We start from the raw sequence: 26,001 nt of genomic DNA, 5'->3' as shown, positions 1-26,001 counted from the left end.
CGATAATTTCAGTGACAGGCATTTCAAGGATGACCTGTGGCAGTACAAGGAAAGAACCGTCAGTTTCCGACGGCCTACAAAATAAAGGCGATCAAGCGGGTTGAGAGAGGCGACGGCGTTCTGCCGGTAGCCCGTGAACTCGGGATTTCTCGCAAGATTCTCCACGACTGGATCAAGGCGTGGAAGGCCGATGGGCCAGACGGGTTGAACCGCAAGCGCGGACCCAAGCCTGGCCCCCGCAAGCTGAAGCCGCTAGCGACGTACAACGACAAGCGCTCCGCCCTCGCGCTCGCCAAAGCGCGCATCGCCGAGCTCGAAGGGCTGGTGGGGCGCCAGCAGATGGATCTCGATTTTTTTCGACAAGCCTTGCGCGCCTTGGAGCGGCCGGCAGCGCAAGGCAAACCCGCATCCGCATCGTCGAAGTCATCCAAGCGATGACTTCGCAGGTAACAGACGCAAACGCCGACGTGCAGCGACTATGCCGCCTCGCGGGCCTGCCGCGCGCGACGTATTACCGCCATCTCGCCAAACGCAGCAGCGAGACAGCAGATTGCGAGCTGCGCGATGTGATCCAGCGCATCTGCCTCAAGCACGTCTTCTACGGCTATCGGCGGGTGACAGCTGCCCTCCGGCGCCAAGGTATGGCGGTGAATGCCAAGAAAGTTCAGCGGCTTATGCGCCAGGATAATCTGCTCGCGCAGCGCAAGACGCCGTTCCTGAAGCCGCCTGCGGAACGGCCATCGGGCGTTCTCGTCGTCCCCAATCTGGTCCGCGGCCTGGTGCCATCCGCACCCGATCAGATCTGGGTCGCCGACATCACCTATGTCCATCTCGCCAAGACCTTCGCCTATCTCGCCGTCATTCTGGATGCCTTCTCGCGCAAGGCTGTCGGATGGGCTTTTGAAGACACGCTCGATGCCTCACTCGCCATCGCTGCACTGGAGAAAGCCATCGCCACCAGGAAGCCGGCACCCGGCAGCCTGATCCATCACTCCGACCGCGGAGTGCAATATGCGTCCATCGCCTATCGCCAGCGACTGGCCGATCGCGACATCACCATCAGCATGAGCAGGCCGGGCAATCCCTTCGACAACGCCAAGGCCGAAAGCTTCATGAAGACGCTCAAGGCCGAGCAGGTCAACGGCCGGGCCTTTACTGACCTGGGCGACGCGCGCCGCCACATCAACAGCTTTATCGCAGAGGTCTACAACAAAGAGCGCCTCCATTCGGCGCTCGGATATCAGTCGCCTCTTGAATTCGAAACCGCGTTCGCCCAAAACAAAGCGCGATAACGCATCGTGACAACCCCGCTGTCACTGAAATTATCGTGTCTCACTTCAGGGGTGCAGTCCAGTGACGAAGATGGATAGGCCGCGGCGTACTGGATTCCCCGCTTTCGCGGGGAATGACAGCGATACGCGTGGGACTGCTGAGCGCCCCCTGACTCTCACTTCGCCTGCGCCATTTTCTCCAGCCTTCGCTGTAGCGGCTTCCAATACGTCCCTGGGCGGAAGCGTTGCAGAAGGTCCATGAAGCGGGCGTAGTTGCCGATCAGGATGCGCGGCTCGTTGCGTTCGATTCCCTTGATGATGCGCAGGGCGGCGGCTTTCGGCGTCGTCTTCGCGGCATTCTCGAACCACTCGATCGACTGCGCGCGGCGGGCATTGTCGGTGACGCCAACGCCGGTGCGCGAATTGCGTACGATGTTGGTGGCGATGCCGCCGGGGTGCACCACCGACAGCTTCACCGGGCTTCCCGCGACCTGAAGCTCATGGCGCAGGCTCTCCGAAAAGCCGCGCACCGCGAACTTCGCGGCCGCATAGGCTGATTGTCCGGGCGGAGCGATGATGCCGAAGCTGGAGGACAGATTGACGATATGTGCCTCCGGTCTCGCCTTCAGATGCGGCAGGAAGGCGCGCGTGCCGTGCACCACGCCCCAGAAATTGATGTCAAACAGCCACTCCATCTGCGCCTGATCGATTTCCCCGAAGGAGCCGAGCAGCGCGACGCCGGCATTGTTGACGAGGATGTTGAGCGCGGGATGCGCCGCGACCGCCTCGCTCGCGAAACGCGCGATGTCGCCCGGCTCTGCGACATCGACGCGATGCACGCTGACCTTGCTTCTGCCTCCGATTTCGGCAGTCAGTGCCTTCAGCCCGGCTTCGTCGCGATCGGCGAGTGCGAGATCGCAGCCGCGCTGGCAAAATTCGATCGCCAGCGCGCGGCCGATGCCGCTCGAGGCTCCCGTGATGGCGGCGGCGCCGCGGATCGTCGTCATACGAGCTCCATGGGTTCAAGGGAGGGAACACTACTTACAATATTTGGCCCGAAGCCGAACCAATTCGCGGTTCCCTTTTTAACATAGGATACTTGAGGCCCTTGGCCAGCAATTCAGGAGCAGCCCATGGGACAGGCCCGGCGATTTCGTTCAGTGGCATTGATTGTCGAGGACGATGCCATGCAGCGCGAGATGCTCAGTCTTCTTTTGGAAGAGAGCGGCTATCATGTCATCCAGTGTGCAAGCGGCGAGGATGCCCGGCACGTTCTCGACGTGGCGGCGGGCACGCTGTGTTTCCTGATGACCGACGTGCAACTCGGCGGCCGTACAGACGGGGTCGAGCTTGCCCACATCGCGAAGGAACGCAATCCAGGACTGGACGTCGTCGTCACCTCCGGGCGTCCGCTGACGCAGCCCTTGCCTGATGGCGCCAAGTTCTGGGCCAAGCCCTGGGCTCCGCTCGACGTGCTGCGCGAGGCCGAGCTCGCCCAGCTCTCCTGACGGCCGTTCGGGCGGTGCTTTCTCGCCATCAGGGCTGTGATAAGGTCGGGTCATGACCTTGTCCTTCCTGCTTACCTCCCTGATCGTAGTCGCTTCACCAGGCACCGGCGTGCTCTACACGCTGGCGGCGGCCCTGACGCGCGGTTCGCGGGCGAGCGTTGCCGCCGCCTTCGGCTGCACGCTCGGCATCGTGCCGCATATGACGGCGGCGATGCTTGGGCTTGCCGCCGTGCTGCACACCAGCGCGCTGGCCTTTGCGGCGCTGAAATGGTGCGGGGTGGCGTATCTGCTCTACATGTCCTGGCAGGCGCTGCGCGAGACCGGAGCGTTGGCGGTGGAGGCGAACATCGCGGAGCGTTCGAGCTGGCGGGTGATTGTCACGGGGTTCTTGATCAACATCCTCAATCCAAAGCTCTCGATCTTCTTTCTCGCCTTCCTGCCGCAGTTCATTGGCGCTGATGAAGCCCATGTGCTGGCGCGGATGCTGGAATTGAGCGGTGTCTTCATGGCAATGACCTTTGCCGTGTTCGTGGTGTACGGCCTGTTTGCCGCCTCGTTGCGCGAGCGCGTCATTTCCCGCCCGCGCGTCATGGCCTGGCTGCGCCGCAGCTTTGCCGCCGGTTTTGCCGCGCTCGGCGCGAGGCTGGCGTTCGCGGAGCGGTAGGCTTGTTCGCCTTTCCCCGCAAAGGGCGAGGAATGGAGTGAAGCAGTCGACGCCTGGCCAATAAAAAAGCGGGCCCGCGCCCGCCGTTTTAGAACCGCCCCACTGACGCCCGGGCGGAGCGAGGCTCCACCCGGGCAGAACAAGAAGTAGCGTTACTTCTTCTTCGCCTTCTTGGCCTTCTTCGCCTTCTTCGCCTTCTTCGCTTTCTTAGCCATAGTATCCTCTCAAGGGTTAATGGTGGAACGCGACACGAGGGATGCTCGGCGGAGGGCCAGCCTCGCAACATCCTCGACACCAAACTCAGCAGATTCGCGGGCGCCTGCCCCGCGCTGTCACGCCGCTGTCATTACGTTATCCACAGATCAAACGCTTTTATGGGTGATTTCCGTCTGCGAATCCGCCTTGCCGCCGTCCGCCAGACGCCCGCACGACATGGCTAACGATCCGGCAACGCGCGCGCGGCGTTCATCAATCCAAAACCAAAGGCGCGCTTTCGAAGATCGCGGTGAGATTCCGTTAAGCGCGCCGCGCGCATTGTCCCGGTAACAAGACGGGGATGGTTATGGACGGACGGCTGCCAAACGGAGAGGGCGAGACGACGCGTGTCTCGCAGTCGCCATGCTGAGCGTGTCGACACTCTGGATCGTCATCGTCATCAACTTCCTGGCTCTCGGCCTGATCTGGGCCTACGTGGCCAACGCTTATCCCAAGTTCGAGGCGGCGCGGTTCTGGACGGCGGCCGCGGTGCTCGCGGCGGTCGGTGCCGGCATCACCATGCTGCGCGGCGTGATGGATCCGCGCTTTCCGCTGATTGCCGGCGGCGGGCTGATGATCTTCTCGTCCTGGCTCGCCTGCATGGGCGTGACGCGGTTCTACGACAAGCCGGTGGCCTGGCGCACGGCGATCGCGGTCTCGTTGCTGACCACGGCCGGCCTCGCCGGGTTCCTGGTCGTGATCGACTACATGCCCGCGCGCGTCCTGATTTATTCGCTGGGACAATCGACGCCGATCTTGATGGTGTTGCCGCTCCTCCTCGGCAAGCAGGATGGCCGGGAAAATCCCGGCGCGCGTCTCGCCGCGATCGTCGCCTTCATGCTGCTGTCCGCGCACGTGATCCGCTCCGTTGCCGCGCTGCTCGGCTTTGGCGGCGCCATCACCGCGATCAACTTCAATGGATTGCAAGCGGGCCTGATCCTGGTTCTGGTGTTCCTGGCGATGGCCTGGAATTTCGGCTGCCTGTTGATGGCGATCGAGCGCCTGCGCAACGAGGTCGCCGATCTCGCACTGCTCGACGACCTCACGGGCGTCGCCAACCGGCGGCACCTGTTGCAGCGCCTCACCGAGGAGTGCGCCCGCTCGGAGCGCAGCGGCGAGCCGTTCTCGCTGCTGGTCATCGATCTCGACGGCTTCAAGGCCATCAACGATACCCATGGACATGCCGCGGGGGATGCCTGCCTGCAGCATTTCACCCTGATGGCACAGACGCGCCTTCGGCCAGGCGACATGCTCGCCCGCACCGGCGGTGACGAGTTCTGTATCGTGCTGCCGTCCTCGACCCAGATTGAGGGCGCGCTGATTGCCCGCCGCGTGCTGGACGTTTGCCGCAGGGATGCCGAAACCTGCGCAGGAGGCGAGATTCCGATCGCGGTCTCGATCGGGATCGCGCAGTGGGAGCGCGGCATCGGCCAGTTTCCCGACCGGCTGATGGCGAACGCCGACCATGCGCTCTATGGCGCCAAGAAAAACGGCAAGAACGATTTTGCGGTCTACGATCCCGCGCCGCCGCTCCAGCCGGACTTGCCGCAACTGCCAACGGAAGCGGCACGCAAGTTCGCCTGACGCATGCTAAAGCGCGATGAGATTGGAATGAATCGTCATCGCGCTTTAGGTTTGCCTCATGCTTTCCCGCCTTCTCGCGATGCTGCTCGCCGCGTTTGCACTGCTCGCTCCGGCCGCGGCAACCGATCCCGACCTTGCCAGAATAGCGCGGGCGTCGGGCACGCCGACGATTCCCGGCCTGAACATGGTCTGGCTGGCACCCTGGGGCGACGTCGGTGCTGCCCATGCCTGGCACAACATCATCGTGCACCAGACCGAGGGGCCGGCGGGATCCGCCCGCATGGGGGCGCTGGCGCAATCGAAGAACCCGACGCGGCGCGGCGTCACGATATGGGTCGAGACCGACGGTACGGTCTATTGGGCCGTCCCTGAAAACCTAGTGCCGACCCATGGCGATGGCGCCAATCGCAACGACAACGCCTTCATCGACAACTCCGCGACCTACCATCAGGTCGTGCGCGACAACTCGATCGGTGTCGAGTTTGCCGGCAATTTTCCGGACGTGACGACGGGGCCGACCGAGGCGCAGGTTGCGGCGTGGCGTACCCTCGTGGCTGTCCTGCGGGCGCGCTACGCCATCCCGCTCGACCACGTCTATGCGCACAACTGGATCGACTTCAAGGACGGACGCTACTGCGAAGGCTGCTGGCTCGCGACCCTGGCGAGGGAGTGGGGCGAATAGGGAGCGCTCCCTCGTCCTGCTTGTCCGAACCAAAACATCGAAAAGGGACGCCGCGTGCACGGTGCTTCTTGCTAGCCAACAAAAAAGCCGGCGTTGCCGCCGGCTTTTAAGTCTCTTCGATCCGCCAATTTCTGGCGCTGAAAAATCCCGCGCTTAGTGCGCGGCTTCCAGCGCTGCTTGTTCCTGCTTCGCGATCGTGCCCTTGACCGCGGCCTGCACCTTCTCAAAGGCACGGACCTCGATCTGGCGGACGCGCTCGCGCGACACGCCGAACTCGGCAGCGAGGTCTTCCAGCGTCATCGGCTCGTCCGCAAGGCGCCGCGCCTCGAAGATGCGGCGTTCGCGCGGGTTGAGCACGCCCATGGCGCCGTTCAGGGCGTCACGGCGATGATCGTATTCCTCGTGCTCGGCCATCAAGGCTTCCTGGTTGGGCGAGGTATCGACCAGCCAGTCCTGCCATTCGCCGGCCTCGCCGTCGTCGCGGATCGGTGCGTTCAGCGACGCGTCGCCGCCGAGACGGCGGTTCATGTCGATGACGTCCTGAGCCGTGACGCCAAGGCGCTTGGCAATCAGCTTCACCTGGTCGGGGTGCAGATCACCCTCGTCCAGCGCCGAGATCTTGCTCTTCGCCTTGCGCAGGTTGAAGAACAGCTTCTTCTGGTTCGCGGTGGTGCCCATCTTCACGAGCGACCAGGAACGCAGGATGTACTCTTGAATCGACGCCTTGATCCACCACATGGCGTAGGTGGCGAGACGGAAGCCCTTCTCGGGCTCGAATCGCTTGACCGCCTGCATCAGGCCGACATTGCCTTCCGAGACGACCTCGGAGATCGGCAGGCCGTAGCCGCGATAGCCCATGGCGATCTTGGCCACGAGACGGAGGTGGCTGGTGACGAGTTGATGCGCCGCGTCGCGATCGTCATGCTCGCGCCAACGCTTGGCGAGCATGTACTCCTGCTGGGGTTCCAGCATGGGAAACTTGCGGATCTCGGCGAGGTAACGGGAAAGGCCGGATTCTCCATTCAGAACCGGCAACGTGGCTGCACGGGCCATACTTGCGCCCTCCAAAGGTTCAGGCCCCCGATAGCGGCGGGCCAGGCAGACGACCGCTTGGTTAAAGCCGGCCGGGCTGCGATGTTCCGCGTCCGATCATCTTCGAACGCAGGCGCAATATACCCCATCGGGGGTCATTTAGGGAAGGATTACTGACGTCACGTCCCCGTGTGGCTGCCATAACTTTTTGTAATGTAAAGCTTTTCTGAAGCAGCCTGCGTCATAGCGCCGCTTTCAGCCTCCCCTCGAGGAGAAGCAAATCCTCCGGCAAAGGCTGTTCCCAGTGCAGGAGTTCTCCGCTTCGCGGGTGCTCAATTACCAGCAGATAGGCGTGCAAGGCCTGCCGGCCGAGGGCGGCCAGCGCCCCCTGCGATTCGGGCCCGAGCTGGTTCGCCTTGGTCTTGAAGTGGGGGCCGTAGACGGCATCCCCCAGCAGGGGGTGGCCCATATGGGAAAGATGGACGCGGATCTGGTGGGTGCGCCCGGTCTCGAGCTCGCAAGCGAGCAGCGAGGCCACCGGCTTGCCGTCGCGCCCGGCAAAGCTCTCGAGAATCTCCCAATGCGTCACCGCCGCGCGGCCGTTTTGCCGGACCGCCATCTTCTCCCGCGCATGCGGGTGGCGGTCGATCGGCGCATCGACCGTGCCGCGCTGGCGGCTCGGCACGCCCCAGGCAAAGGCGAGATAGCCACGCCGCATCTCACCGGTGCGGCCATGGTCGGCGAATTGCGCCGACAGCGACTGATGGGCGAGGTCGTTCTTGGCGACCACCATCAGCCCGGTGGTGTCCTTGTCCAGCCGATGCACGATGCCGGGCCGGCGCACCCCGCCGATGCCGGACAGCGAGGTGCCGCAATGGGCGATCAGCGCGTTCACCAGCGTGCCGGTCTCATGCCCGGCCGCCGGGTGCACGACCAGGCCCGCGGGCTTGTTGATGACGATGATGTCGTCGTCCTCGAAGACGATATCGAGCGCGATGTCCTCAGCCAGGGGCTCAGCGGGGGCGGCCTCCGGCACGTCGATTGTGATCGTATCGCCTGATGTGACATGATAAGCGGGGTCGCGGATCGCCTCCGAACGAAGTGTCACCGAGCCCGCCAGGATCAGGGTTTTCAGCCTTGATCGCGACAGGTCCGGCAGGCGGGCGGCCAGCACCCGATCGAGCCGGGCCGAACCCTCGTCGCCGGCGACGACAACCTCCAACCTTTGCGCTGACCCAGAGCCCTGCATGACGACCGAAACCGCTGTTCCCGAACCGACCTCCGAGCAGGCCGCGCTGTTCGCGCGGGTGCGGCGGATGATGCTGATCGCGGGGTTGACCACGGCGCTGGCGATCTGCGCCGTCCTGATCGCGGTGGGCTACCGCCTTTTCAAGTCCGAGGGAAGGGCGACCGAGGCCTTGAGCGACGTCACTGCCACCCTGCCGAAGGGCGCGAAGATCGTCTCGACGGCGGTGGCCGGCGACCGCGTGATGGTAACCCTCGACGTCGGCGGGGGCACCGAAATCCGCACCTTCGATGCCCACACCTTGCGGCCCGCCGGCAGGCTGAAATTTGCCTATGAGCCGTAAAGCCGGGCTCGGGATGAGTTGAGCATCGTTCTCCGGTCCATGTTGTCTTGCCGTGCAACTTCTGATTTAGGTCTTGCCCCGGGGAATATGGGCTGGGGCTGGGACTGGGAATGGGGCGTATCAAGTCACTCGTCGTTGCAATTGCTGTCGTCGTCGGATGGGTCGGATGCGCAGGACCTGCAGCGGCCGCCGCGCAGCCTAAGCAGGCTGGACCTGCAGCGCAGGCCAAACAAACCGGACCTGCAGCTCAGGCCAAACCGAAGGGCGCTCGGCTCGCGCGGCTGTGCTTCCTGCGGGAAAAGGGCATTTTCGGCGCGATGGGCGGATTGGCCGCCTCGTCGGAGATCAAGATCGACGACAAGCCCGTCGGAAAGCTCGAGATGGGGTCGTTTTTCTCCGTCGAGCGCCCGCCGGGCACCTACAAGATCGCCTCCCACACGACGATGTCCATGACGGACTACGAGGTCGAAGTCCCGATCGAGGCCGGCCAGACTTACTACTTCGGGGTCGGGACGCAGCGCGGTGGCGCCATCGGTCAGGACCTGCTCAACCAGGCTATCGCAGGCAGCAGCGGGCAGCAGATCCGATCGACGTCGCCATTGAAGTCCGCATTTGCGGGCGCGGGGCTGTTTCGGCTGGAGCCGGCCGCCGGCGCCGCCGCGATCGAGAAGCTGAAGGCGCCGTGAGTGTTCCCAGTGGTTCTGAGTGAACGCGAGCCCGGATGGGCCATCGCGCGGTTAAGCTTGAGCCGCAGTCGCCGCATATCCGGGATTATCGCCCCCGAACGAGGCTTGCCGCCGACGGAATTCGCGGCTATGTCCTGTCCCTCACGCTCCCTTCGTCTAGCGGTTAGGACGCGGCCCTCTCAAGGCTGAAACAGGGGTTCGATTCCCCTAGGGAGCGCCATTTTTCAATAACTTAGCTGTTGGCCTGCGGGTGGTGTCCAGTTGGTGTCTTGTCGGATGCCGACGACTCATCAGCTGTCGCATACCAATTTAGCGTCCTGATTTGTTGACTAATCGAATCCTTGGAGCTGGCGCAGGGCGCGATCGTTCGCTGTGCATTGTAACCGCGGGCTCTCCTCTCCAATTTGAACTGCTGGAGCGATCGGAGCGCCCTCTGCGGAGGACCGGATGTCGGACGCGGCCAAACCGAAGGACGACGATGGGCTATTGGAGTTCTTCCGGAAGAAGGGTCCCGTTCCCGGCTGTGCAGATCTATTCCTGTTGGGGGAAAATGCCCTTTGGTTGGATGCTTCCATCGCCGCGCTGCTGCGCATGTTTCGCAAAGGCGATCGGCCGGCCTTTGCGCAAGCATCGTTGTCGTTCTGCCGCCCGCTGGGGCTACCCTGATTGAGCTGAAGCGCTGCTTTCTGCAAGCTTGGCGGCGCTACGTCGGGTCCGAGCTCGCCTCGGACCAGCTCGAAAGAGCCTTTCGGGCTGTCGGCTGCATCGTAAGCACAAGTCTTGAGGCCGCATCCCTAGTCGAAATCGTACAACGCGCGCCGAGCGGGAGCGCATTCATCGTCACGGAAGCCGCCGCCTACCGCGCTCTTTGCGCAAAATATGTTGGTGGCGTCTTGGGTGGCGCCGGCCTGGGTGCCGCCGGTCTGGACCCTCAGCCAGATCAGCTAGCGCGACTGCACCGATTTCCCGGGCCGGGCTATTTTATTTCAAGCATTTGCCGCTTGTGCGTTCCTTTTTCCCCGGCAAATTGCCACGCCTCCTTGCAGAACCGCGAAGGATTCGAGTCGTAGCTCGAACGCGCATAGGCTCTCGAAACCGACAGGGTGACCTCCATCGAGTCCATCTGCTGATCAGGTGTAACCCCTGCGTTCAGGAGCTCTTCGGCAATCGCGCGGTCGATTGTCACAACATGCCGACAGTTGTCGTCGGTGCCTGCAACGATGATGCGGGCAACAAGGTCGATGGTCGATTTCTGCTCGCGCGTGAAACTCTCGGCTCTTGCGGACGAGGTCAGCGTCGCGAAAATCTGAAGAGCAACGATCGCATGCTTCATTGTCAAGACTCCTGGGATACGCATGTAAGTGATTTGCGCCGGCGAGCCTGGGCGGCTCGTTTTTTGTCTTGGACTTGATCGTATCGAAGATCAGCGTCGGGTTGGCCGTGCCTTGCAAAGCGTGTCGTTTGCCGGCTAGTCAGCGGTACTTTGGGTGGCCTCGCTTTGCAGGGCCGCGACCTTCTTCACGGATCGGTTCTGCGCAAGGAGCGCAAGACCGCGCACCGGTTTGCCGGGATCGGTCGGACTGACTGTCGCTCCAGCAGCAAACACTGCCGCATAGGAGTTGGTACCTTCGACGCCTCCGCCGGGAGAGTCTAAGTTCTGGTCCGCAACATCAACGGCCAGCAACATCATCGCAATCACTGCCAAAGCGGCGGCGATCCAACCATTGGTCCAAGCGGGCTTGTACTCGGAGTCCAGTTCTTCCATGACGACCACCTGCACACCAGAGCTCCTCGGCAATCGTTCTAGTGGGCAACTACTAAAAAACGGAAAAGCTGCCGACCGTAACTTTAGGCAGCGATGCAGTTTTGCACTCGCACTAGTACTGAGCGATACTCGACTATGCTTCAGTGATACATTCGCCGCTTCTCGGGAAGCCGGTCGTGGCCCGCCTCGGCGCGGTGGCAGCAAGTCGAGCTGGCTCTGCGCCTTCTTGACGGCGGCTGCGAACCAGCTCTGGCTCGGCGCCGCCCTGGCGAAACACTGGGTGAATGCGGCTATCGCCTGATCCTCGTCGGCCGGGGCCGACATCGCGGCGATACGGGTTTCCGATATCGACGCGACTGCCGCGCGGTTGCAGGCAGTCTGCTACAATTTCAAAGCGCTGTCGGCCATCGCAAAGCGCTATTCGGCAATCTGCGGAAAGATGTCGAAAAGGCACGGCAGTATTGCGCGGAGGTCCGGGCAACCGCCCCCGGTGGCGCCGTTGATAGTCGCCATGCGAATGATTTCGGAATAGCCAATCGGCTTCTGATCGGCCGATTCTGAGCCCTGCCACGGAACGCCCAGATTCCACGTAGTTCGCATCAGTTCGAACATGTTCGGCGGACCGATGAGACTGGCATCGACGGAAAGAGAGAGCGTCAAGCCCGCTCTTCGCATGCGCATCAAGGCGGCACAGTGGTCACCGGCCTTGCCAAGGCGCATTTCCGAAACGGTTGCGAAGCTGAGCGGAGTCCTTGTTCTCGCCAGCGCCGCGAAGTCGCCACCGTCGCCCACCACATAGTGAGCGATTAGCAGGTCCGGGCCGAGATAACCGCGCTTCTCGTAGTCGTTGGCATTGTTGGTGTTTGGCGGTAACTATCCGGCGTGAATGGCACGAGGAAGTCCTCGCTTCATCACCAGTCCTATTTCCTCGTGGAACACCGCCTCCGTGCTTTGGCTCATCCCCCGAAGGTTTACGCCGAGGTGAACAACGCCTTCGAACGGCGAGGTCTTGCCGAACCATTGGTCCTTAACCCGGTCGCTGTCGTTGAAATCGATTAGCTTGGTCTGATCGAGCAGGTCCGGATGCGCATAGGCGAAACGGGCGCGCACCATTGCGTCGCGGCGCGCTGTCAGCTCGGCGTCCGCATGTGCTGGCGTGCGGGTATTGTTGGACCAATTGTGGACCGTGGTAACGCCGTTGTTTGCCAACTCGACAAGACCCAGCTTGTGCAGCTCAGCGCAGCTACGGTCAAACCCTGAACAACAGCTCTTCTCGTGAACATATGGCCTGCCTCTAGGTCGAGATCAAGCTGGAGCGCTGTATTGGGATCGCGATACTCTGCGTTCATTTCCCGACGACGGAAGCAATCCAGAGGCCAATTCCTGGACGAGCGGGTAGTTGCAACCTGCATTTGATCCTCCTTCGGTCAGCGTCCCAGCGCTCGAAGCCGAGCATGCAAACAGCCGACCGCGCCTCCCAGGTGCACGAAACCGATTTCTGGGCCTAGCTCGTAGAGTGGGTTTCAGTCTGAGAAGATCGAAAATTCTTTGTCCTTCAATGGAGTGCATTTCATTCGGCCCGTCATTCCACGGCAGCAACCATCCAGACCCGTGGACTCCGCGCAACACAACATCGTTACGGTTTCGACCAGATCGCGAATTGCCTCTCAAGGGCGCGGCATCCTCGTATCGCAATCATCGGCAGTCGTCGCCGGATCACGCGCATTGTCTTGTGTGGACATCGCCGAGTTGCACGTTCCGCTCGCAGGTTCTCGACCCTTAGAAACGCGATCCTTCGGCGAAAATACCCGCCGCATCTACGATCGGGCTGAGAAATCATGGCTAGATTGAAGCCGGAGATGTAATTTGCGGACCGCTAAAGTACGGCTGGGAGTGACGAAGCGCGGGATAATGGCCGCCGCCGTTGATTTTCCTGCGCTTTCTGTGGAATTCGACCACGTTCGTCGCGCTTCGTGCGGGTTGTTTCTGGTGCGAAACTGGTGCGGTTCGTCCACAATTGAAACTTGGACTTAGGGCATGTGCCATCTGTTGGTGATAACGTGAGAACGCAAGTCAGTCCCCGCGACCGGCGGCAGCGAATTCCGTGCGCCATCGTGCCGGCTGATCGCGGCGGCCTGTTCAAGGTCAGCGTCCACCCGGTTCGCAACGCGCTATCGGTAGCGAGCCAAAGACGTTCATGGGAAAGCAAGCCAGGCAAAAAAGATCGTGAGTTTCTTCGAGCGTCTAAAGACAGAAGCATCCGCTGAGTGGCGGGCCTACACCGAGCATCCCTTCACGAACGGGTTGGCAGACGGCTCGCTCGCCGAAGCGGCGTTTCGTCACTACCTCGCTCAGGACTATCTTTTCCTTATCGAGTTTGCTCGCGCCTATGCGCTCTCGGTCTACAAGTCGCCCAAGCTTGCCGACATGCGTGAAGCAGCGGCCGGCCTCTCGGCCGTCCTTGATGTCGAGATGAACCTGCATGTGAAGCTCTGTGCCGGTTGGGGCCTGTCCCCGAGCGACCTTGAACAAACCCTCCGGCGGTCGAGATGCTGGCCTATACACGCTACGTGCTCGACGCAGGAATGCGCGGCGATCTGCTAGCACTCAAGGTGGCGCTTGCCCCTTGCGTGATCGGCTACGCGGAGATCGCAACGCGGCTCGCCTCGCTACCCGATGCGGACGCTGCGACGAACCCCTATCGCGTTTGGATCGCCGAGTATGCCGGCGTGCCATACCAGGAGGTCGCGGCGAAAGCGCGGGCGCACCTGGAGCGTCTCGCCGATCTCTACGCCACGCCGGCCCGCGAGGCAGAGCTGATTGCGATCTTCAAGGAAGCCACCCGACTCGAGGCAGACTTCTGGGAGATGGGCTGGCGCGCGGGCCAGCGTGTCGAATAGCCGTTTCGGCAATCGTCAGGCTCATAACCTGAAGGTGATAGGTTCAAATCCTATCCAGCTCGCAGTGTTGATTGCTGTCAGACCCGCCTAAGCAGTTGGCGCCTGGGAACGGCGCCACAATTTGTCCAATGATGGATTCGAGCGTGAGTTCAAATTTTTCAATCGGTTAGAAGGTGTGTGTGCACGATTTGTGCACCGGGAGATCGAGGGAAATTTCGAGATCGGCAGGCCTATTGCTCCGGTTTCAGGCCGATTGCCTTGACCAGCGGACCAAATTTCGCGTGCTCTTTGCGGTAGAAATCGCGAAGCGTCTCCGGCGTTGATCCGACGACGACCGCGCCTTGGGATACGAGTCGTTCCTTCAACCCCGGGTCCTGCAAGGCCGTGGCGATGTCGCCACTCATCTTGTCGACAATGCTCTTCGGGGTGCCCTTGGGAACGACGACCGTCGACCAGGTTTGGGCCTGCAGATATCCGAAACCTTGCTCGGGTGACGTCAGGAGATCCGGAAGAACTGAGAGCCGCTTGTCGTCGAGCACGGCAACCGCGCGAAGCTTGCCGCCTTTCATGTGCGACATGACTTCGGCTGGCGCGCCGGCGAAAAACTGCAAACGGCCGGCGACCAGATCGATGACACCCTGTCCGCCACTCTTGTAGGGGGCATGGATGGTGTCGAGTTTCTCGTGCTTTGCAAGCATCTCACCCATCAGATGAGGCGTCGTGCCCGCTCCGGGGGAGGGATAGACCATACCCGGGTTCTTGCGCGAATACTCGATTAGCTCCTTCAGGTTGTTGATGGGCAGCGATGGATTGACGACCATGATAAGCGGAAAGTAAGCGACCAATGAGACGGGCTCAAAGTTCTTCTCGGTGTCGTAACCGAGATTCGGATAGACGTATTGGGTAATGACGAAGGGAGGCGCGGCCAGCAGCATGGTGTAGCCATCCGGTGCGGCACGCGAGACATACTCCGCGCCGACCGTCGTCGTGGCTCCCGGACGGTTCTCGACCACCACAGGCTGCTTCCAGATTTCACTGAGTTTCTGCGCCAGACTGCGTCCGACGACATCAGACGATCCGCCCGGCGAATAGGGGATAACAAGCGTGACGGGCTTCGATGGAAACGTCTCGGCCACCGCTGCTGCAATGCCGAATAGTCCGAACAACCCGATCAACAGAATGCGTCTCATCGGGAAAATCTCCTTCGGTGTAGCAGGGGGAATTGAAGAGCCGACATCCGATCGTACCGTCAGCGATACAGCGCCATTGGCACCAATGTCAGGGCCGGGATGTAGGTGATCAAAGCGAGGACGAAGAGGTAGATAAAGAAGAAGGGGATCACGCCTCGATAAAGTTGCGGCAGCGGTGTCTTGAAGATCGCATTCGACGCAAACAAATTGAGTCCGAAAGGCGGCATGAACATTCCAATCGCGAGATTCACGGTGACGATGATACCGAAGTGAATCGGATCGATACCGGCCTTGTTCGCAATTGGCGTCAGCAGTGGAGCCAGCACAAGGATGGCGGCCGGCGGCTCCAGGACGCTCCCGACCAACAGCAAGAGAATGTTGATGGCGAGTAGCAATGCCCAGGTCTGCAGTGACAGGCTGTCGATCAGGGACACAAGCATGGCCGGAAAGCCGCTGGTCGTGATCAGCCAGGAGAAGGTGCCGGCGGCTGCGACAATGATCATGATCTGAGCCACCAGGAATGACGATTCCAGTGTGATTGACCAGATGTCAGCCCATGTGAGTTCGCGATATACCATCACGGAAACGAAGATCGAATAGACGCATGCTATGCCAGCTGCCTCAGTGGGCGTGAAGACACCGCCATAGATGCCGCCGAGGATCACGCCCGGCGCAAGCACAGCCCATACCGAACGGCGTGCCGCCGGCCAGATGACGTCCCAGCGCGGCTTCGCTCCAATCGGAATGTTTCGCATCCTGGACAAGATCACCACATAGATGCCCAGCGCAAATGCCACGATCAGGCCTGGCACGATGCCGGCCAGGAACAATTGCGTCGCCGATTGCTGTGCAGCGATCGCGTAGATGATCATCGGGATCGACGGCGGGATAATCACGTCGATCACGCCGGTGGCGGTGATGAGGCTGACTGAAAAGGTGCGTCCGTAACCCGCTTTCTCGAGGGATGGCAGTGTAAGCTTGCCGATCGCTGCGACGCAGGCGACGCTTGATCCGGACATCGCGCCAAAGGCCGACGCCGACGCAACCGTCGCCAACGGCAACGATCCGCGAACGCCTCCGACGACGGCCATGATCAGTTCGATCAAGCGGCGGGCGATGCCGCCGCGGGCCATGATGTCGCCCGCAAGAATGAACAGGGGAACGGCGAGCAGGGAGAAGGCATCGAGGCTGCCGAACAAGGCTGTATGAACGGCACGCAAGGGAATGCCACCCATCATCAGAATGCCGGCCGCTGTTGCGATGAGCAACGTCACGAAGATCGGCGTGCCGATCGCCAGCAATGTGATGGGCAACACTCCGAAGACCAGCGCGTTCATCGATATTCTTTCGATATCAGGAGTGGTCGGAGACGGTCGGTCCGTAGACGACCAGACGCAATGCGGTCATGGCGGCGACCAGCAATAATCCGATCAACACTGCGGATTGCGGAATCCAGACGGGAAACTCCATGGCATCGCTGCGCTGATCGAACGCGTAAAGCTGGGAAACAACGTCGAAACTGCTAAGCGCCACGACCAGGCAGATTCCGATGGTGAGTATGGCCGACGCCAGAGCGGCAATTTGCCGGAATCGAAACGGCATCGCTTCAAGGATCAGTTCGATCCTGATGTGTGCGCCTCTCCAGGTAACGCTCGCGACAGCGGCAAATACCACCAGAATCATCAGATAGAGCATGGACTCTTCGGCCCAGGGTATCGGACTCGCAAAGAAGTAACGTCCAGCCACGTTTGCACCGTTGATCGCCACGATCGTAAGCATGGCGATGCCGGCAATCGTGGTCGATAGCATCGAAATGCCGTTTCCAAGCCGGAGCAGCTTACCGGGCGATGTGGCGGTCGCGCCGCCGCCGGCCAGCTCGGCTGTCACGCCGCGGCCTCCGCGGTTTTGGATAGCAGTTCGAACAGCTCGCGCTCCGGAGCCTTCTTTGCCGTGACCTCGGCGCCAATCGGCCGCACTCGCTTCACGAACTCGGTGCGATCCTCCGCAGAAAGCTCGGTGATGACGCCTCCGTTGGCCGTCCATGCCGCGCGTTGCTTCGTAGTGAAGTCGACAGCCCACGGGAAGACCTCGACACTCGCCTTGTGGCCGGCCTCATCAACCTTCATTTGCAGGGCAGGTGGCAACGCATCGTACCACTGCTTGCTGACGACGGATGCGACCGTCACCATCGCCTGATCGGTCTCGACCACATATTTGGCCGCATCGTAAAAGCGCAGCGCTGCGAGGACAGACAGTACGCTCATCACACCGTCGATCGTACCTTGCTGGAGTGCAGGCAGGACCTCGCCGAGCGGCATAGGCACGGCGGTGGCCTTGACCTTCTTCAATTGTTCGGTCTGGATCGCCGACGCCAGGACGCGAATCTTCTGCCCTTCGAAGTCGCCAAGCTTTTCGATCCTGGTGCGGGTGTTGAAGATCGTTGGTCCACTCACGAAGATGCCAACTCCCTTCAATCCCTTGTTGGCGCCGAGCGCGAGGAAGGCCTTGTTGAAAGCCGCATCCTGGATCGCGCGATTGGCATGGGCCATATCCTTGAAGAGGCCGGGCGCACCGAGCACCTCGAAGCGACTATCGACGCCGACCAGGAATTCCGGCGGGCCGACAAAGCACTGTATCGATCCAAATTGCGTGCCTTCAATCATGCGCGGGATCGAGCCGAGCTGACTTGCGGGATATATCTCGACCTTGATCTGACCTGAGGTGTCCGCTTCGAGGATGCGCTGAAAGATCTTCATCCATTCATGCTGAACGTCATTCAGCGTCGGCGTTCCGACCTTCATCGTGAGCGGCGTGGATTGTGCCGACAGGATTGCAGGCGCCGCGATTAAAGGAATGGCGCTTGCGCTGGAGACGATGAAGCGCCGCCGCGTGATAGATCCAGTTTTCATTCTCGTGCTTCCTCACTCCGTCGACGTACTGAAAAGGCGGTTCGTTATGTCCTCGTCAGAATCCCGTGCAAGAAGGGAGCCAATCGCAAGCTCCGTACGTGTTAGTGCGCCGCTCCTGAGAAGTCCTGTACGACCTTGCTCTGAGACACGGTAACGCGGCGTGTCGCTTCCGGCGTGTTGCGGCTGCGCCCCACGAAACGCGGAATACCAGCCGTGATCACAGCACCGACAGCGGGGACATCGCCGTTACGAAGCGCCGAGAGAGCGTCCGGTTGCGACCCGCCAAGGCAAGCATCGATGATGACGAGATCGGCGTCACGTCCGGGCGCGATTACGCCACTGTTGAGGCGGTAAACGCGCGCATTGTTGCCCGTTGCGGCCGCAATGGCCAGTTCGGGGGCCATGCCACCGAGCGAACACAAGTGGCTGATCGTGTACAGCATGCCAAGTGGCATGATGCCGCTTCCGGTCGGCGTGTCCGTCGCAATCAGCAGACGTTCGTTGCGATCTGCCTTGCGCAGCAGATCCGCAACGAGAAGCGTTGTTCTAAGATTTCCGGCGGTGCAAACCTGCATCGCGACATCGGACTCGTTGACGAGCCGGGGGAAGTCCTCGTCCGGCATCGCGACCGGGCCGCCGTTCACGTGATACGATACGTCGGGATTGATCGCGAGAACATGGTCGGCCCAGATTCCGGAAGACCCGGGGATGGACGATCCGCCGGTATGGACCATTGAGACCATGCCGCGCGACTTGGCCATGGCAACAAGTGGCGCGTACTCGAACGGCGTTTTGAACGCGCCGAAGCCGGCTTTCACCATCCAGACTCCGGACGAAACGAGATCGTCGAAGTCGGTTTCGCGAAGGCCCGGCTCCAGGATCAAGGATCCCGCGCACACGCGCATGCCGCCGGGACGATATGTCTCGAAGCATTTGTGGGCGGCGACGGCCAGGGCCTTGATTCCAACGACGTCCTTTGGACGGCCGGGAACATGAACCTCGGAGGCGCTGATTGCCGTCGTGACGCCGCCATGGACATAGCTTTCGAGGAAGCCGACTGTCTTCTGGCGAGGCGTATAGTCTCCGAAGGTGATGTGAACATGAGAGTCGATCAGGCCCGGGATCGCGATGGCGCCGCCGGCATCGATCACCACGTCACAGTTCTCGACCGCATTGCTCGAGGCCGTGCCGGCGGAAACAATTAGGCCTTCATTCGTGATGATGGTGTCACCCGGTATGACCGGTGATTTCAGGTCGCCGCTCATGATCGACCCGAGGTTGACAACCGCCGTCTTCATTGGAGCTCTTTCAGATTGTCGCGCCTGACCACTTCGTCATGGGTCAACCCGCCGACCCTCGCATTGAGGCGGCCGTGGCTCGCCATGCAGAAGATGATGGCGATCTCGTCGGGCATCGGCGTATCCTGCAAGGCGATGGTCATCCCGTCATAGTGCGAACGGACATAGACATCGTCCTTATGGTTCATTGGGATGTCGATCAGGCCCCCCGGGGGCGACAGCTTGACCATGGATGAGATCCAGGCCTTGCCGCCGCCGATCGCGTCGCGGATCGGGTTGGCATAAGCGGTCGTAACCAACGCGCTGGCATGCTCGGCATCGCCATCCAGTCCGACGAGCGCGCCCTTGCCGTAGCTCTGCGCTTTATAAGGACCGAGAGCTTCCATGCACATTTGGCCCATCGAGGCGCCGAGGCCAACGCTTGCTTCGATCAGAGAAGTCAAGTCTTCGACGTACCGGCCGACATATGGATTGGCGAGGACTGCGACCACGGCAACCTTGCGGATCGGAGTGGCAACTCTTTGTCCTGCCAACTCGCTCTTGTTCTCGACGAGGGCGTAAGTTCGGCGAATATTCAGTTCCATTCTTGGCGACTTTCGAAGTACTTGACAGAAGCGGGCAAACAGCTAGCATTTCGTCGGACAATCTGTCAATCAGGCGTTATTAGATGCAAATCAAGGGCCAAGCTGTTCTGTTCTCGGAAATGACTCCTGGAGAAGGGGGCACCGCCAGATTTCACAACTGGTACGACACGCATCACATCCCGGTGCGAATGGGCTGTCCGGGCTTCATCAGCGCGCAGCGCTATCGGCGCCAGGATGGTCCGGGCTATCTAGCGGTCTACGAGATGGACAATGTCGATGTTTTGTCCAGCGATGCCTATAAAGTCATCAAAAACAATCCATCGGAAGAGACCGCGTGGATGTTGGCCAATGTTACGGGTTTCACGCGCGACCTCGCGAGCGAGGCGTCGGTGCGGCCGGCCGAGAACGCGAATTCAGCACTGCTGGATGCGCCCGTATTGTATGCGGTGTGCTTCAATATTCCTGCCGAAGCGCGTCCGGATTTCGACGCATGGTATGAAACCGAGCATATTCCGCTGTTGATGGAGTGTTCAGATTGGTTGATGGTACGGCGAATGCGCGTTACCGATGGCGTTCCTGAAAGCTACACTCATATCGCATTGCATTATCTCGCCGATGCGCGGGCTTTACAGTCGCCTGAGCGGGAGAAGGCCAGGAAAACGGCTTGGCGCGACCGTCTCGCGAAGAATGATTGGTTCAAGGCAAGCTATACCGTGTTCGATCGCATCGGGTCGCGGCAAATCGGAAAACGATAAAGATGGCGACTCATAACCTTCGGATATCGCCCAAGACCGTTCAGCTACAGATCGTTGAGAAGCTCCGCGAGGCAATCATCGAGGGCATATTCAAGCCAGGCGATCGTTTGGTGGAAGCTGAGCTCTGCGAAATGCTGGGGGTGAGCCGGTCTTCGATCCGGGAGGCGTTGAGGAGCCTCGAGGCGGAGCGGCTGGTCGAGATCATACCCAATCGCGGGCCGCAAATACCGGTTCTGACCCGGGAGCAGGCGGCCGAGATCTATCAGGTGCGTGCGTTGCTTGAAGGTGAGGCCGCCTTCATCGCTGCCAAGCGTGCCAGTGCAGACGATCTCAAGCTAATGCGTGCGTCTCTTGCCGCCTTCGGCAAGGCGGCACGCGTTAACGACATGCAGGCAGAAGTCGCGTCGACCGCAGAGTTCTATGCCCATATTCTGCGTATCTGCGGCAATCGGATCATCGAGGAGACTCTGTCCGGCCTGTTGGCCAGGATCAACTTCCTGCGTGCCCGGTCGATGTCGCGGCCAGGCCGAGCCAAGGTAAGCTTGCAGGAAATGAAGGCGATCTACGAGGCAATCGCCGCAAAGAACAGCAATGCAGCTCGCAATGCCGCAATCAAGCATGTCGAGAATGCCCATGCGTCGGCAAATGCCGCCTACGAACTCATGAACGCTGACGAGAGCGCTGCTTAGCCCCGTCAACTTCAGCAGGAGGCCAGGCGGGCGACTTCCTGAAGGGCTGGATCCGTTCGCTCGACCGTTTTTGCATTCGCGTGTCTCAAATCAGTTTTGCATCGTTCGGGTCGGTGCTGCTCAATCGTTGCGCAGGCCTGCAAAAGCGCAGGCGCATCATTGACATGATTGTCTGACAATCATAACGTCATCACATCTGAATTGATGGGTTGATGTAGTCGGGCATGGAGCATTCGAATGACGAGCGCACGATTGCAGGGCTGTTTGGACTTGCGGCTCGTCGGCTCCGTCCGGAGGTCTGGGACTATTTCGTAGGCGGCTCCGAAACCGAGACGACGATCGCGCGCAACAGAATGGCGCTGGATTCACGCGAGTTTTTGCCGCGCGTTCTGCGCGACGTCTCCAAACTTTCGATTGAACGCCCTTTCTTCGATCGTATTGCATCCTTGCCGATCTTTCTGGCGCCGATCGGCTCTCTCGGTCTCTTCGATCCGGAGGCCGCGCTTGCTTGTGCGAAAGCTGCCGCGAATGCCGGCGTGCCGATGTTTCTCAGTATCATGGCCCAGCCCTCCCTGGAGGACGTTGCGCGGCTCTCTCCAAAGACCGATCTCGTCCTGCAGCTCTATATGCGCGGCGATCGGAACTGGCTCGATGGTATCGTCGGGCGCGCGGAGGGGGCGGGCTGCGTTGCGCTGTGCATGACCGTCGATTCTGCCGTTTACGGCCGGCGCGAGAGGGACCTGAGCAACGGCTTCTCCTCCGCCGCCGCGGTCGACCGCGTCAACTTTGCCGATCGTCATGACGTCCAGATTACCCGCGAGCAGGCGGCACTAACCTGGGACACGATAGGCTGGCTGCGTCGCCGAACCGCAATGCCGCTGATCCTCAAGGGCATCATGACTGCAGATGACGCGGCGCTTTGTGTCGAGAACGGCGTCGACGTGGTGTACATCTCCAATCACGGCGGCCGTCAGCTTGACCATACCTCTGCGACACTTGATCAGCTTCAGGTGGTTGCGCAAGCTACCGCGGGCCGCTGCAAGATCTTCATCGATGGCGGCTTTCTCCATGGCACCGATGTGCTGAAGGCCATCGCGCTGGGAGCGGATTTCGTCGGCATCGGCAAGGCGCAAGCCGCCGGGCTCGCAGCCAATGGCGCAGCCGGCGTATCACGGCTGCTGACGATCCTGCACGACGAGATCGCAACGTCGCTGGCGCTTCTGGGATGTCCCGGTCTCGCCGACCTCGGTCCAGATTATCTGCGGCAAGCTGCACCGATCGCGTCGAATCCCTTAACTCAACGAACCGCGCTGCGCACCAGGCGAACAGCAGCGCCTACCGAGGAAGTATGGAACGATGAAGAATATTGAACGTCCCGCGGTGACCCCCTCCAATGCAGCCGAATGGGGCAGCGACGTTGCGGCGCAGATGCTTCGCGTCCTTGATATTCCTTATGTCGCGCTGAACCCGGGGGCCAGCTACCGCGGCTTCCACGACAGCCTGGTCAACAATCTTGGCAATGAAACGCCACAGATGCTGCTGTGTCTCAACGAAGATCATGTCGTTTCGATCGCGCACGGCTACGCGAAGGCGACCGACAAGGCGATGGCTTGCGTCTTGCACAGCAATGTCGGTCTCCTGCACGGCTCCATGGGCATTTTCAATGCATGGTGCGATCGTGCGCCGATGATCGTGATCGGAGCGACCGGTCCTGTAGCGCCGGAAAAGCGTCGACCCTGGATCGACTGGATTCATACGGCCAAGGATCAAGGTGCCTTGCTGCGCGACTTTATCAAATGGGATGACGAGCCGCGCTCGCCGCACGGCATCGTCGAGGCCTTTCTCCGCGGTGCGCAACTCACCAACAGCCAGCCGACCGCCCCGGTCTATATCTGTCTCGATGCCGGCCTGCAGGAGCAGAAACTCGACGAGCCGATGCAGGTACCATCCACCACGCGGTATCAGCCCGCCACGCCGCCGCGCGCGAGCCGGAAAGATATCGAGGCCGTGGCCGGACTGCTGGCCAGCGCCAAGAACCCGTTGATTCTGTTCGGGCGAGGGGGCCGTTCGCGCGAGGCATGGGACAATCGCGTCAAGCTTGCCGAGCTGACTGGTGCGTCGGTAATGACCTCCATTCGCGAGCGCGCGATTTTTCCGACCGAGCACAAGCTGCACGCCGTGCCGCCCTTTTATTGGTTAAGCCCGACCGCGAAGGAAGCCGTACGCAAAGCCGATGTGATCGTCAGCTTCGATTGGGTCGATCTCAATGGAGTCTTGCTGCAGATGATGCGGAAAACGGAAGCTTATCCGGCAAAGATTGCCCATGTAACGCTCGACGCCAGTCTGCATCGCGGCTGGAGCATGGACTATTTCGCACTGCCGCCGGTCGACATTCCCGTCGTTGCTGGCGCAGACGGCTTCGTCGAGGACGTGCTGACGGTGCTGGAGACCAGACTTGCCGGCAAGAGCTTGTGGAAAGGCGACAATCGGAACACCGCTCCGAAACCCGCCTATACGCCGAACGCTGAAACGGAAATGGGGCCGCGCGACATCGAGGTTGCGCTTGCCAAGGTGCGTGGCAATCAGACGTTCACGCTTGCCCATGTCACGATTGGTTGGGCTGGTGACGTCTATCAGTTCCGCGATCCCCTGGATTTCATGGGACATGACGGCGGTGCGGGTCTCGCGGCCGGTCCTGGCCTTACGATTGGTGTCGCGTTGGCGCTGAAGGATCAGAACCGTCCGGTGGTTGCGGTTCTCGGCGACGGCGATTTCATGCAGGGCGTATCGGCCCTGTGGACCGCGGCTCACTACGGAATTCCTGCGCTGTTCATCGTCAGCAACAATCGTTCGAACTTCAACGACGAACTGCATCAGGAAGCCGTCGCTCGGATGCGCGGGCGCCCGCCGGAGAACCGCTGGATCGGTCAGCGCATCGCCGAGCCGGTGATTGATCTGGCTGCGATGGCAAAGGCGCAAGGCATTGCGTCCGAAGGTCCGGTGAAGACTGCCAGCGAGCTCGAGGCTGCCATCGAGCGTGGCCTCGCCGCAGTTCGCGCCGGCCGCCCGTATTTGATCGATGCCCATGTGGCGCCGGGCTATTCCAACCCTCCGCTTTCCCGCGGCGAGTGAATTCGCCCAAGTGAAGTCAGACAAATTGAACCGATTCAGGAACAGATCATGAGCAAGAACAACACCAAGTTCTACATCAATGGCGAATGGGTCGATCCGGTCAAGCCCGACCTGTTTGACGTCATCAATCCTGCAACCGAAGAACCGACGGGACAGATCAGCCTGGGATGCGCCGAGGACGTCGATCGCGCGGTGAAAGCGGCGCGCGCGGCGTTTCCGTCGTTCTCGCAAACCAGCAAGCAGGAGCGGCTGGATCTGCTCGACCGCATCATCGTGGCGTTCGAGCGTCGCTTTGACGAAATCGCGGCCGTCATCACCGCGGAAATGGGTTCACCGCTGTGGTTCGCCAAGTCGGTGCAGGCGGATACCACGCTGGCGCACTTCAAACAGGCGCGGGTCACGCTGCGGGACTATGATTTCGGTCACATGATGGGTACCACGCGCATTGTGCGCGAGGCAATTGGCGTCTGTGGCTTCATTACGCCCTGGGAACTGGCCGATCAACCAGATCGCATCGAAGTTCGCTCCCGCACTGGCGGCAGGCTGCACGGTGGTGACAAAGCCCAGCGAAGTTGCGCCCCTCAGCGCGATACTGTTGACCGAGGTCCTGCATGAGGCGGGCTTGCCGAAGGGAGTCTTCAACCTCGTAAACGGCGATGGCCCGGTGGTTGGCGAGGCGATTTCTTCGCATCCGGATATCGATATGGTTTCGTTCACCGGATCGACGCGCGCGGGCATCCTGGTTGCAAAATCGGCCGCCGATACGGTCAAGCGGGTGCATCAGGAACTGGGAGGAAAATCCGCCAACGTCATTCTTCCTGGCGCCGATCTTGCAAAGGCCGTCCCGGCAGGAGTCCTCCGTTCCTTCACCAACACCGGCCAATCGTGTCAGGCGCCGACGCGGATGTTGATTCACAAGGACCAGATGGAAGAAGCGGTCGCGCTCGCGAAGGCCACCGCTGAGGCTGTGGTGGTGGGCGATCCCTTGTCAGATGAAACCAAACTGGGTCCGCTTGTCAGCAAGATGCAATATGACCGGGTGCAGAACCTGATCGAGGCCGGCATCAAGGAAGGATCCAGGCTGGTGACCGGCGGTCCCGGGCAGCCGGCGGGCCTCAACCGCGGCTACTATGTGCGGCCGACGGTTTTCGCCGACGTGGATCCGAACTCGACGATTGCCCAGCAGGAAATCTTCGGGCCGGTCCTGTCGATGATTTCATACAAGGACGAAGACGACGCGATCGCGATTGCAAATGGCACGATCTACGGCCTGTCCGGATATGTGTGGGCCGGGACCGTGGAGGAGGCGCGCCGGGTGGGGATGCGGTTGCGTGCGGGGCGTGTCTATCTGAATGGCGCGCCGCACGGCAAGCTGCAGGATGTCGAGGCGCCGTTCGGCGGCTACAAGCAGTCGGGAAACGGTCGCGAAATGGGTCTTTACGGGCTCGAGGATTTTCTCGAGATCAAGGCCGTTATTGGCTACGAGATGGCCTGATCACCACACAAGC

The 26,001-nt window shown here is 61.1% G+C and carries 26 protein-coding genes, 2 tRNA genes and 2 pseudogenes; 17 read left to right on the top strand and 13 right to left on the bottom strand.

Annotation, left to right across the window (positions count from 1 at the left end):
• Positions 1 to 36: 36 nt before the first annotated feature.
• Together NLM33_RS23860 and NLM33_RS23855 are read left to right on the top strand one after the other, a co-directional pair.
• Positions 37 to 438 carry a helix-turn-helix domain-containing protein gene (locus NLM33_RS23860; RefSeq protein WP_254094384.1) on the top strand — a complete coding sequence of 134 codons (402 nt, stop codon included), beginning with the start codon at positions 37 to 39 and terminating at the stop codon, positions 436 to 438.
• Positions 435 to 1,292, top strand: a complete 858-nt coding sequence (locus NLM33_RS23855; protein WP_254094386.1) for an IS3 family transposase — start codon at positions 435 to 437, stop codon at positions 1,290 to 1,292. Before NLM33_RS23860 ends, NLM33_RS23855 begins: the two co-directional genes overlap by 4 nt.
• A gap of 155 nt (positions 1,293 to 1,447) precedes the next feature.
• Here the strand turns inward: NLM33_RS23855 and NLM33_RS23850 are convergent, their stop codons facing one another.
• Positions 1,448 to 2,278: an SDR family oxidoreductase gene (locus NLM33_RS23850; protein ID WP_254099288.1), complete on the bottom strand. Its 831-nt coding sequence runs from the start codon at positions 2,276 to 2,278 to the stop codon at positions 1,448 to 1,450.
• 126 nt (positions 2,279 to 2,404) lie between these two features.
• Between NLM33_RS23850 and NLM33_RS23845 the strand changes: the two genes are divergently transcribed.
• From NLM33_RS23845 to NLM33_RS23830, 4 genes are all read left to right on the top strand, one after another.
• The gene (locus NLM33_RS23845; RefSeq protein WP_254099286.1) at positions 2,405 to 2,779 is read left to right on the top strand and encodes a response regulator; all 375 of its coding nucleotides are present in this window, start codon (positions 2,405 to 2,407) and stop codon (positions 2,777 to 2,779) included.
• A 52-nt stretch (positions 2,780 to 2,831) separates the two neighbouring features.
• Complete coding sequence (locus NLM33_RS23840) at positions 2,832 to 3,443, top strand: LysE family translocator (protein WP_254099284.1); 612 nt, start codon at positions 2,832 to 2,834, stop codon at positions 3,441 to 3,443.
• Positions 3,444 to 4,061: 618 nt separating this feature from the next.
• A complete protein-coding gene (locus tag NLM33_RS23835) occupies positions 4,062 to 5,282 on the top strand; it encodes a GGDEF domain-containing protein (protein WP_254099282.1) in 1,221 nt (406 codons plus the stop codon).
• A 58-nt stretch (positions 5,283 to 5,340) separates the two neighbouring features.
• Positions 5,341 to 5,964: a peptidoglycan recognition family protein gene (locus NLM33_RS23830; protein WP_254099280.1), complete on the top strand. Its 624-nt coding sequence runs from the start codon at positions 5,341 to 5,343 to the stop codon at positions 5,962 to 5,964.
• A 153-nt stretch (positions 5,965 to 6,117) separates the two neighbouring features.
• On the opposite strand, the gene rpoH is transcribed toward NLM33_RS23830, so the two are convergent.
• Both rpoH and NLM33_RS23820 read right to left on the bottom strand, forming a co-directional pair.
• Positions 6,118 to 7,017 (bottom strand): RNA polymerase sigma factor RpoH, encoded by a 900-nt coding sequence (gene rpoH / locus NLM33_RS23825; RefSeq protein WP_254099278.1) that lies wholly within the window; start codon positions 7,015 to 7,017, stop codon positions 6,118 to 6,120.
• 220 nt (positions 7,018 to 7,237) lie between these two features.
• On the bottom strand, positions 7,238 to 8,245 hold the full coding sequence (locus tag NLM33_RS23820; protein ID WP_254099275.1) for an RluA family pseudouridine synthase: 1,008 nt from the start codon (positions 8,243 to 8,245) through the stop codon (positions 7,238 to 7,240).
• On the opposite strand from NLM33_RS23820, the gene NLM33_RS23815 reads away from it, so the two are divergent.
• The 4 genes from NLM33_RS23815 to NLM33_RS23800 all read left to right on the top strand — a co-directional run bounded on the left by NLM33_RS23815 (position 8,244) and on the right by NLM33_RS23800 (position 9,937).
• Positions 8,244 to 8,585, top strand: a complete 342-nt coding sequence (locus NLM33_RS23815; RefSeq protein WP_254099273.1) for a hypothetical protein — start codon at positions 8,244 to 8,246, stop codon at positions 8,583 to 8,585. The genes NLM33_RS23820 and NLM33_RS23815 overlap by 2 nt on opposite strands.
• Positions 8,586 to 8,695: 110 nt before the next feature.
• Positions 8,696 to 9,271 (top strand): DUF2846 domain-containing protein, encoded by a 576-nt coding sequence (locus NLM33_RS23810; protein WP_254099271.1) that lies wholly within the window; start codon positions 8,696 to 8,698, stop codon positions 9,269 to 9,271.
• A gap of 145 nt (positions 9,272 to 9,416) precedes the next feature.
• Positions 9,417 to 9,491 (top strand) — tRNA-Glu (locus NLM33_RS23805).
• Between the two features lie 227 nt (positions 9,492 to 9,718).
• On the top strand, positions 9,719 to 9,937 hold the full coding sequence (locus tag NLM33_RS23800) for a hypothetical protein (RefSeq protein ID WP_254099269.1): 219 nt from the start codon (positions 9,719 to 9,721) through the stop codon (positions 9,935 to 9,937).
• 310 nt (positions 9,938 to 10,247) lie between these two features.
• Here the strand turns inward: NLM33_RS23800 and NLM33_RS23795 are convergent, their stop codons facing one another.
• From NLM33_RS23795 to NLM33_RS23780, 4 genes are all read right to left on the bottom strand, one after another.
• The gene (locus tag NLM33_RS23795) at positions 10,248 to 10,604 is read right to left on the bottom strand and encodes a hypothetical protein (RefSeq protein ID WP_254099267.1); all 357 of its coding nucleotides are present in this window, start codon (positions 10,602 to 10,604) and stop codon (positions 10,248 to 10,250) included.
• Positions 10,605 to 10,739: 135 nt separating this feature from the next.
• A complete protein-coding gene (locus NLM33_RS23790) occupies positions 10,740 to 11,051 on the bottom strand; it encodes a hypothetical protein (RefSeq protein ID WP_254106209.1) in 312 nt (103 codons plus the stop codon).
• A gap of 402 nt (positions 11,052 to 11,453) precedes the next feature.
• The gene (locus NLM33_RS23785) at positions 11,454 to 11,831 is read right to left on the bottom strand and encodes a hypothetical protein (protein WP_254099265.1); all 378 of its coding nucleotides are present in this window, start codon (positions 11,829 to 11,831) and stop codon (positions 11,454 to 11,456) included.
• Between the two features lie 78 nt (positions 11,832 to 11,909).
• Entirely contained in the window at positions 11,910 to 12,245 is a 336-nt protein-coding gene (locus tag NLM33_RS23780) for a hypothetical protein (protein ID WP_254099263.1), read from the bottom strand.
• Positions 12,246 to 13,262: 1,017 nt separating this feature from the next.
• On the opposite strand from NLM33_RS23780, the pseudogene tenA reads away from it, so the two are divergent.
• Positions 13,263 to 13,936: pseudogene (gene tenA / locus NLM33_RS23775) on the top strand (thiaminase II).
• Positions 13,906 to 13,998 (top strand) — tRNA-OTHER (locus tag NLM33_RS23770). The pseudogene tenA and the gene NLM33_RS23770 overlap by 31 nt, the downstream one beginning before the upstream one ends.
• Before the next feature lie 168 nt (positions 13,999 to 14,166).
• Here NLM33_RS23770 and NLM33_RS23765 read toward each other — a convergent pair.
• The 6 genes from NLM33_RS23765 to NLM33_RS23740 all read right to left on the bottom strand — a co-directional run bounded on the left by NLM33_RS23765 (position 14,167) and on the right by NLM33_RS23740 (position 19,917).
• Positions 14,167 to 15,111, bottom strand: coding sequence for a tripartite tricarboxylate transporter substrate binding protein (locus tag NLM33_RS23765; RefSeq protein ID WP_254099261.1), 945 nt, complete (start codon positions 15,109 to 15,111; stop codon positions 14,167 to 14,169).
• Positions 15,112 to 15,185: 74 nt separating this feature from the next.
• Positions 15,186 to 16,463 carry a TRAP transporter large permease gene (locus NLM33_RS23760; RefSeq protein ID WP_254099259.1) on the bottom strand — a complete coding sequence of 426 codons (1,278 nt, stop codon included), beginning with the start codon at positions 16,461 to 16,463 and terminating at the stop codon, positions 15,186 to 15,188.
• A gap of 16 nt (positions 16,464 to 16,479) precedes the next feature.
• Positions 16,480 to 17,013, bottom strand: coding sequence for a TRAP transporter small permease (locus tag NLM33_RS23755; RefSeq protein WP_254099257.1), 534 nt, complete (start codon positions 17,011 to 17,013; stop codon positions 16,480 to 16,482).
• Entirely contained in the window at positions 17,010 to 18,035 is a 1,026-nt protein-coding gene (locus NLM33_RS23750; RefSeq protein WP_254099255.1) for a TRAP transporter substrate-binding protein, read from the bottom strand. Before NLM33_RS23750 ends, NLM33_RS23755 begins: the two co-directional genes overlap by 4 nt.
• 101 nt (positions 18,036 to 18,136) lie before the next feature.
• Complete coding sequence (locus tag NLM33_RS23745) at positions 18,137 to 19,300, bottom strand: amidohydrolase family protein (protein WP_254099253.1); 1,164 nt, start codon at positions 19,298 to 19,300, stop codon at positions 18,137 to 18,139.
• Positions 19,301 to 19,329: 29 nt separating this feature from the next.
• On the bottom strand, positions 19,330 to 19,917 hold the full coding sequence (locus NLM33_RS23740; RefSeq protein ID WP_254099251.1) for an amino acid synthesis family protein: 588 nt from the start codon (positions 19,915 to 19,917) through the stop codon (positions 19,330 to 19,332).
• 83 nt (positions 19,918 to 20,000) lie between these two features.
• On the opposite strand from NLM33_RS23740, the gene NLM33_RS23735 reads away from it, so the two are divergent.
• From NLM33_RS23735 to NLM33_RS23715, 5 genes and pseudogenes are all read left to right on the top strand, one after another.
• Positions 20,001 to 20,672 (top strand): DUF4286 family protein, encoded by a 672-nt coding sequence (locus NLM33_RS23735; protein WP_254099249.1) that lies wholly within the window; start codon positions 20,001 to 20,003, stop codon positions 20,670 to 20,672.
• Between the two features lie 2 nt (positions 20,673 to 20,674).
• Positions 20,675 to 21,361 carry a GntR family transcriptional regulator gene (locus NLM33_RS23730; RefSeq protein ID WP_254105867.1) on the top strand — a complete coding sequence of 229 codons (687 nt, stop codon included), beginning with the start codon at positions 20,675 to 20,677 and terminating at the stop codon, positions 21,359 to 21,361.
• A gap of 224 nt (positions 21,362 to 21,585) precedes the next feature.
• Positions 21,586 to 22,731 (top strand): alpha-hydroxy acid oxidase, encoded by a 1,146-nt coding sequence (locus NLM33_RS23725; protein WP_254099247.1) that lies wholly within the window; start codon positions 21,586 to 21,588, stop codon positions 22,729 to 22,731.
• On the top strand, positions 22,718 to 24,493 hold the full coding sequence (locus NLM33_RS23720; protein ID WP_254099245.1) for a thiamine pyrophosphate-binding protein: 1,776 nt from the start codon (positions 22,718 to 22,720) through the stop codon (positions 24,491 to 24,493). Before NLM33_RS23725 ends, NLM33_RS23720 begins: the two co-directional genes overlap by 14 nt.
• Before the next feature lie 48 nt (positions 24,494 to 24,541).
• Positions 24,542 to 25,988, top strand: a pseudogene (locus NLM33_RS23715) (aldehyde dehydrogenase family protein).
• Positions 25,989 to 26,001 lie beyond the last annotated feature (13 nt).

Source organism: Bradyrhizobium sp. CCGUVB1N3 (genome assembly GCF_024199925.1).
Taxonomy (GTDB): domain Bacteria; phylum Pseudomonadota; class Alphaproteobacteria; order Rhizobiales; family Xanthobacteraceae; genus Bradyrhizobium.
Note: the sequence above shows the minus strand (reverse complement) of the source record. Positions and strands in the feature narration are given on the sequence as shown.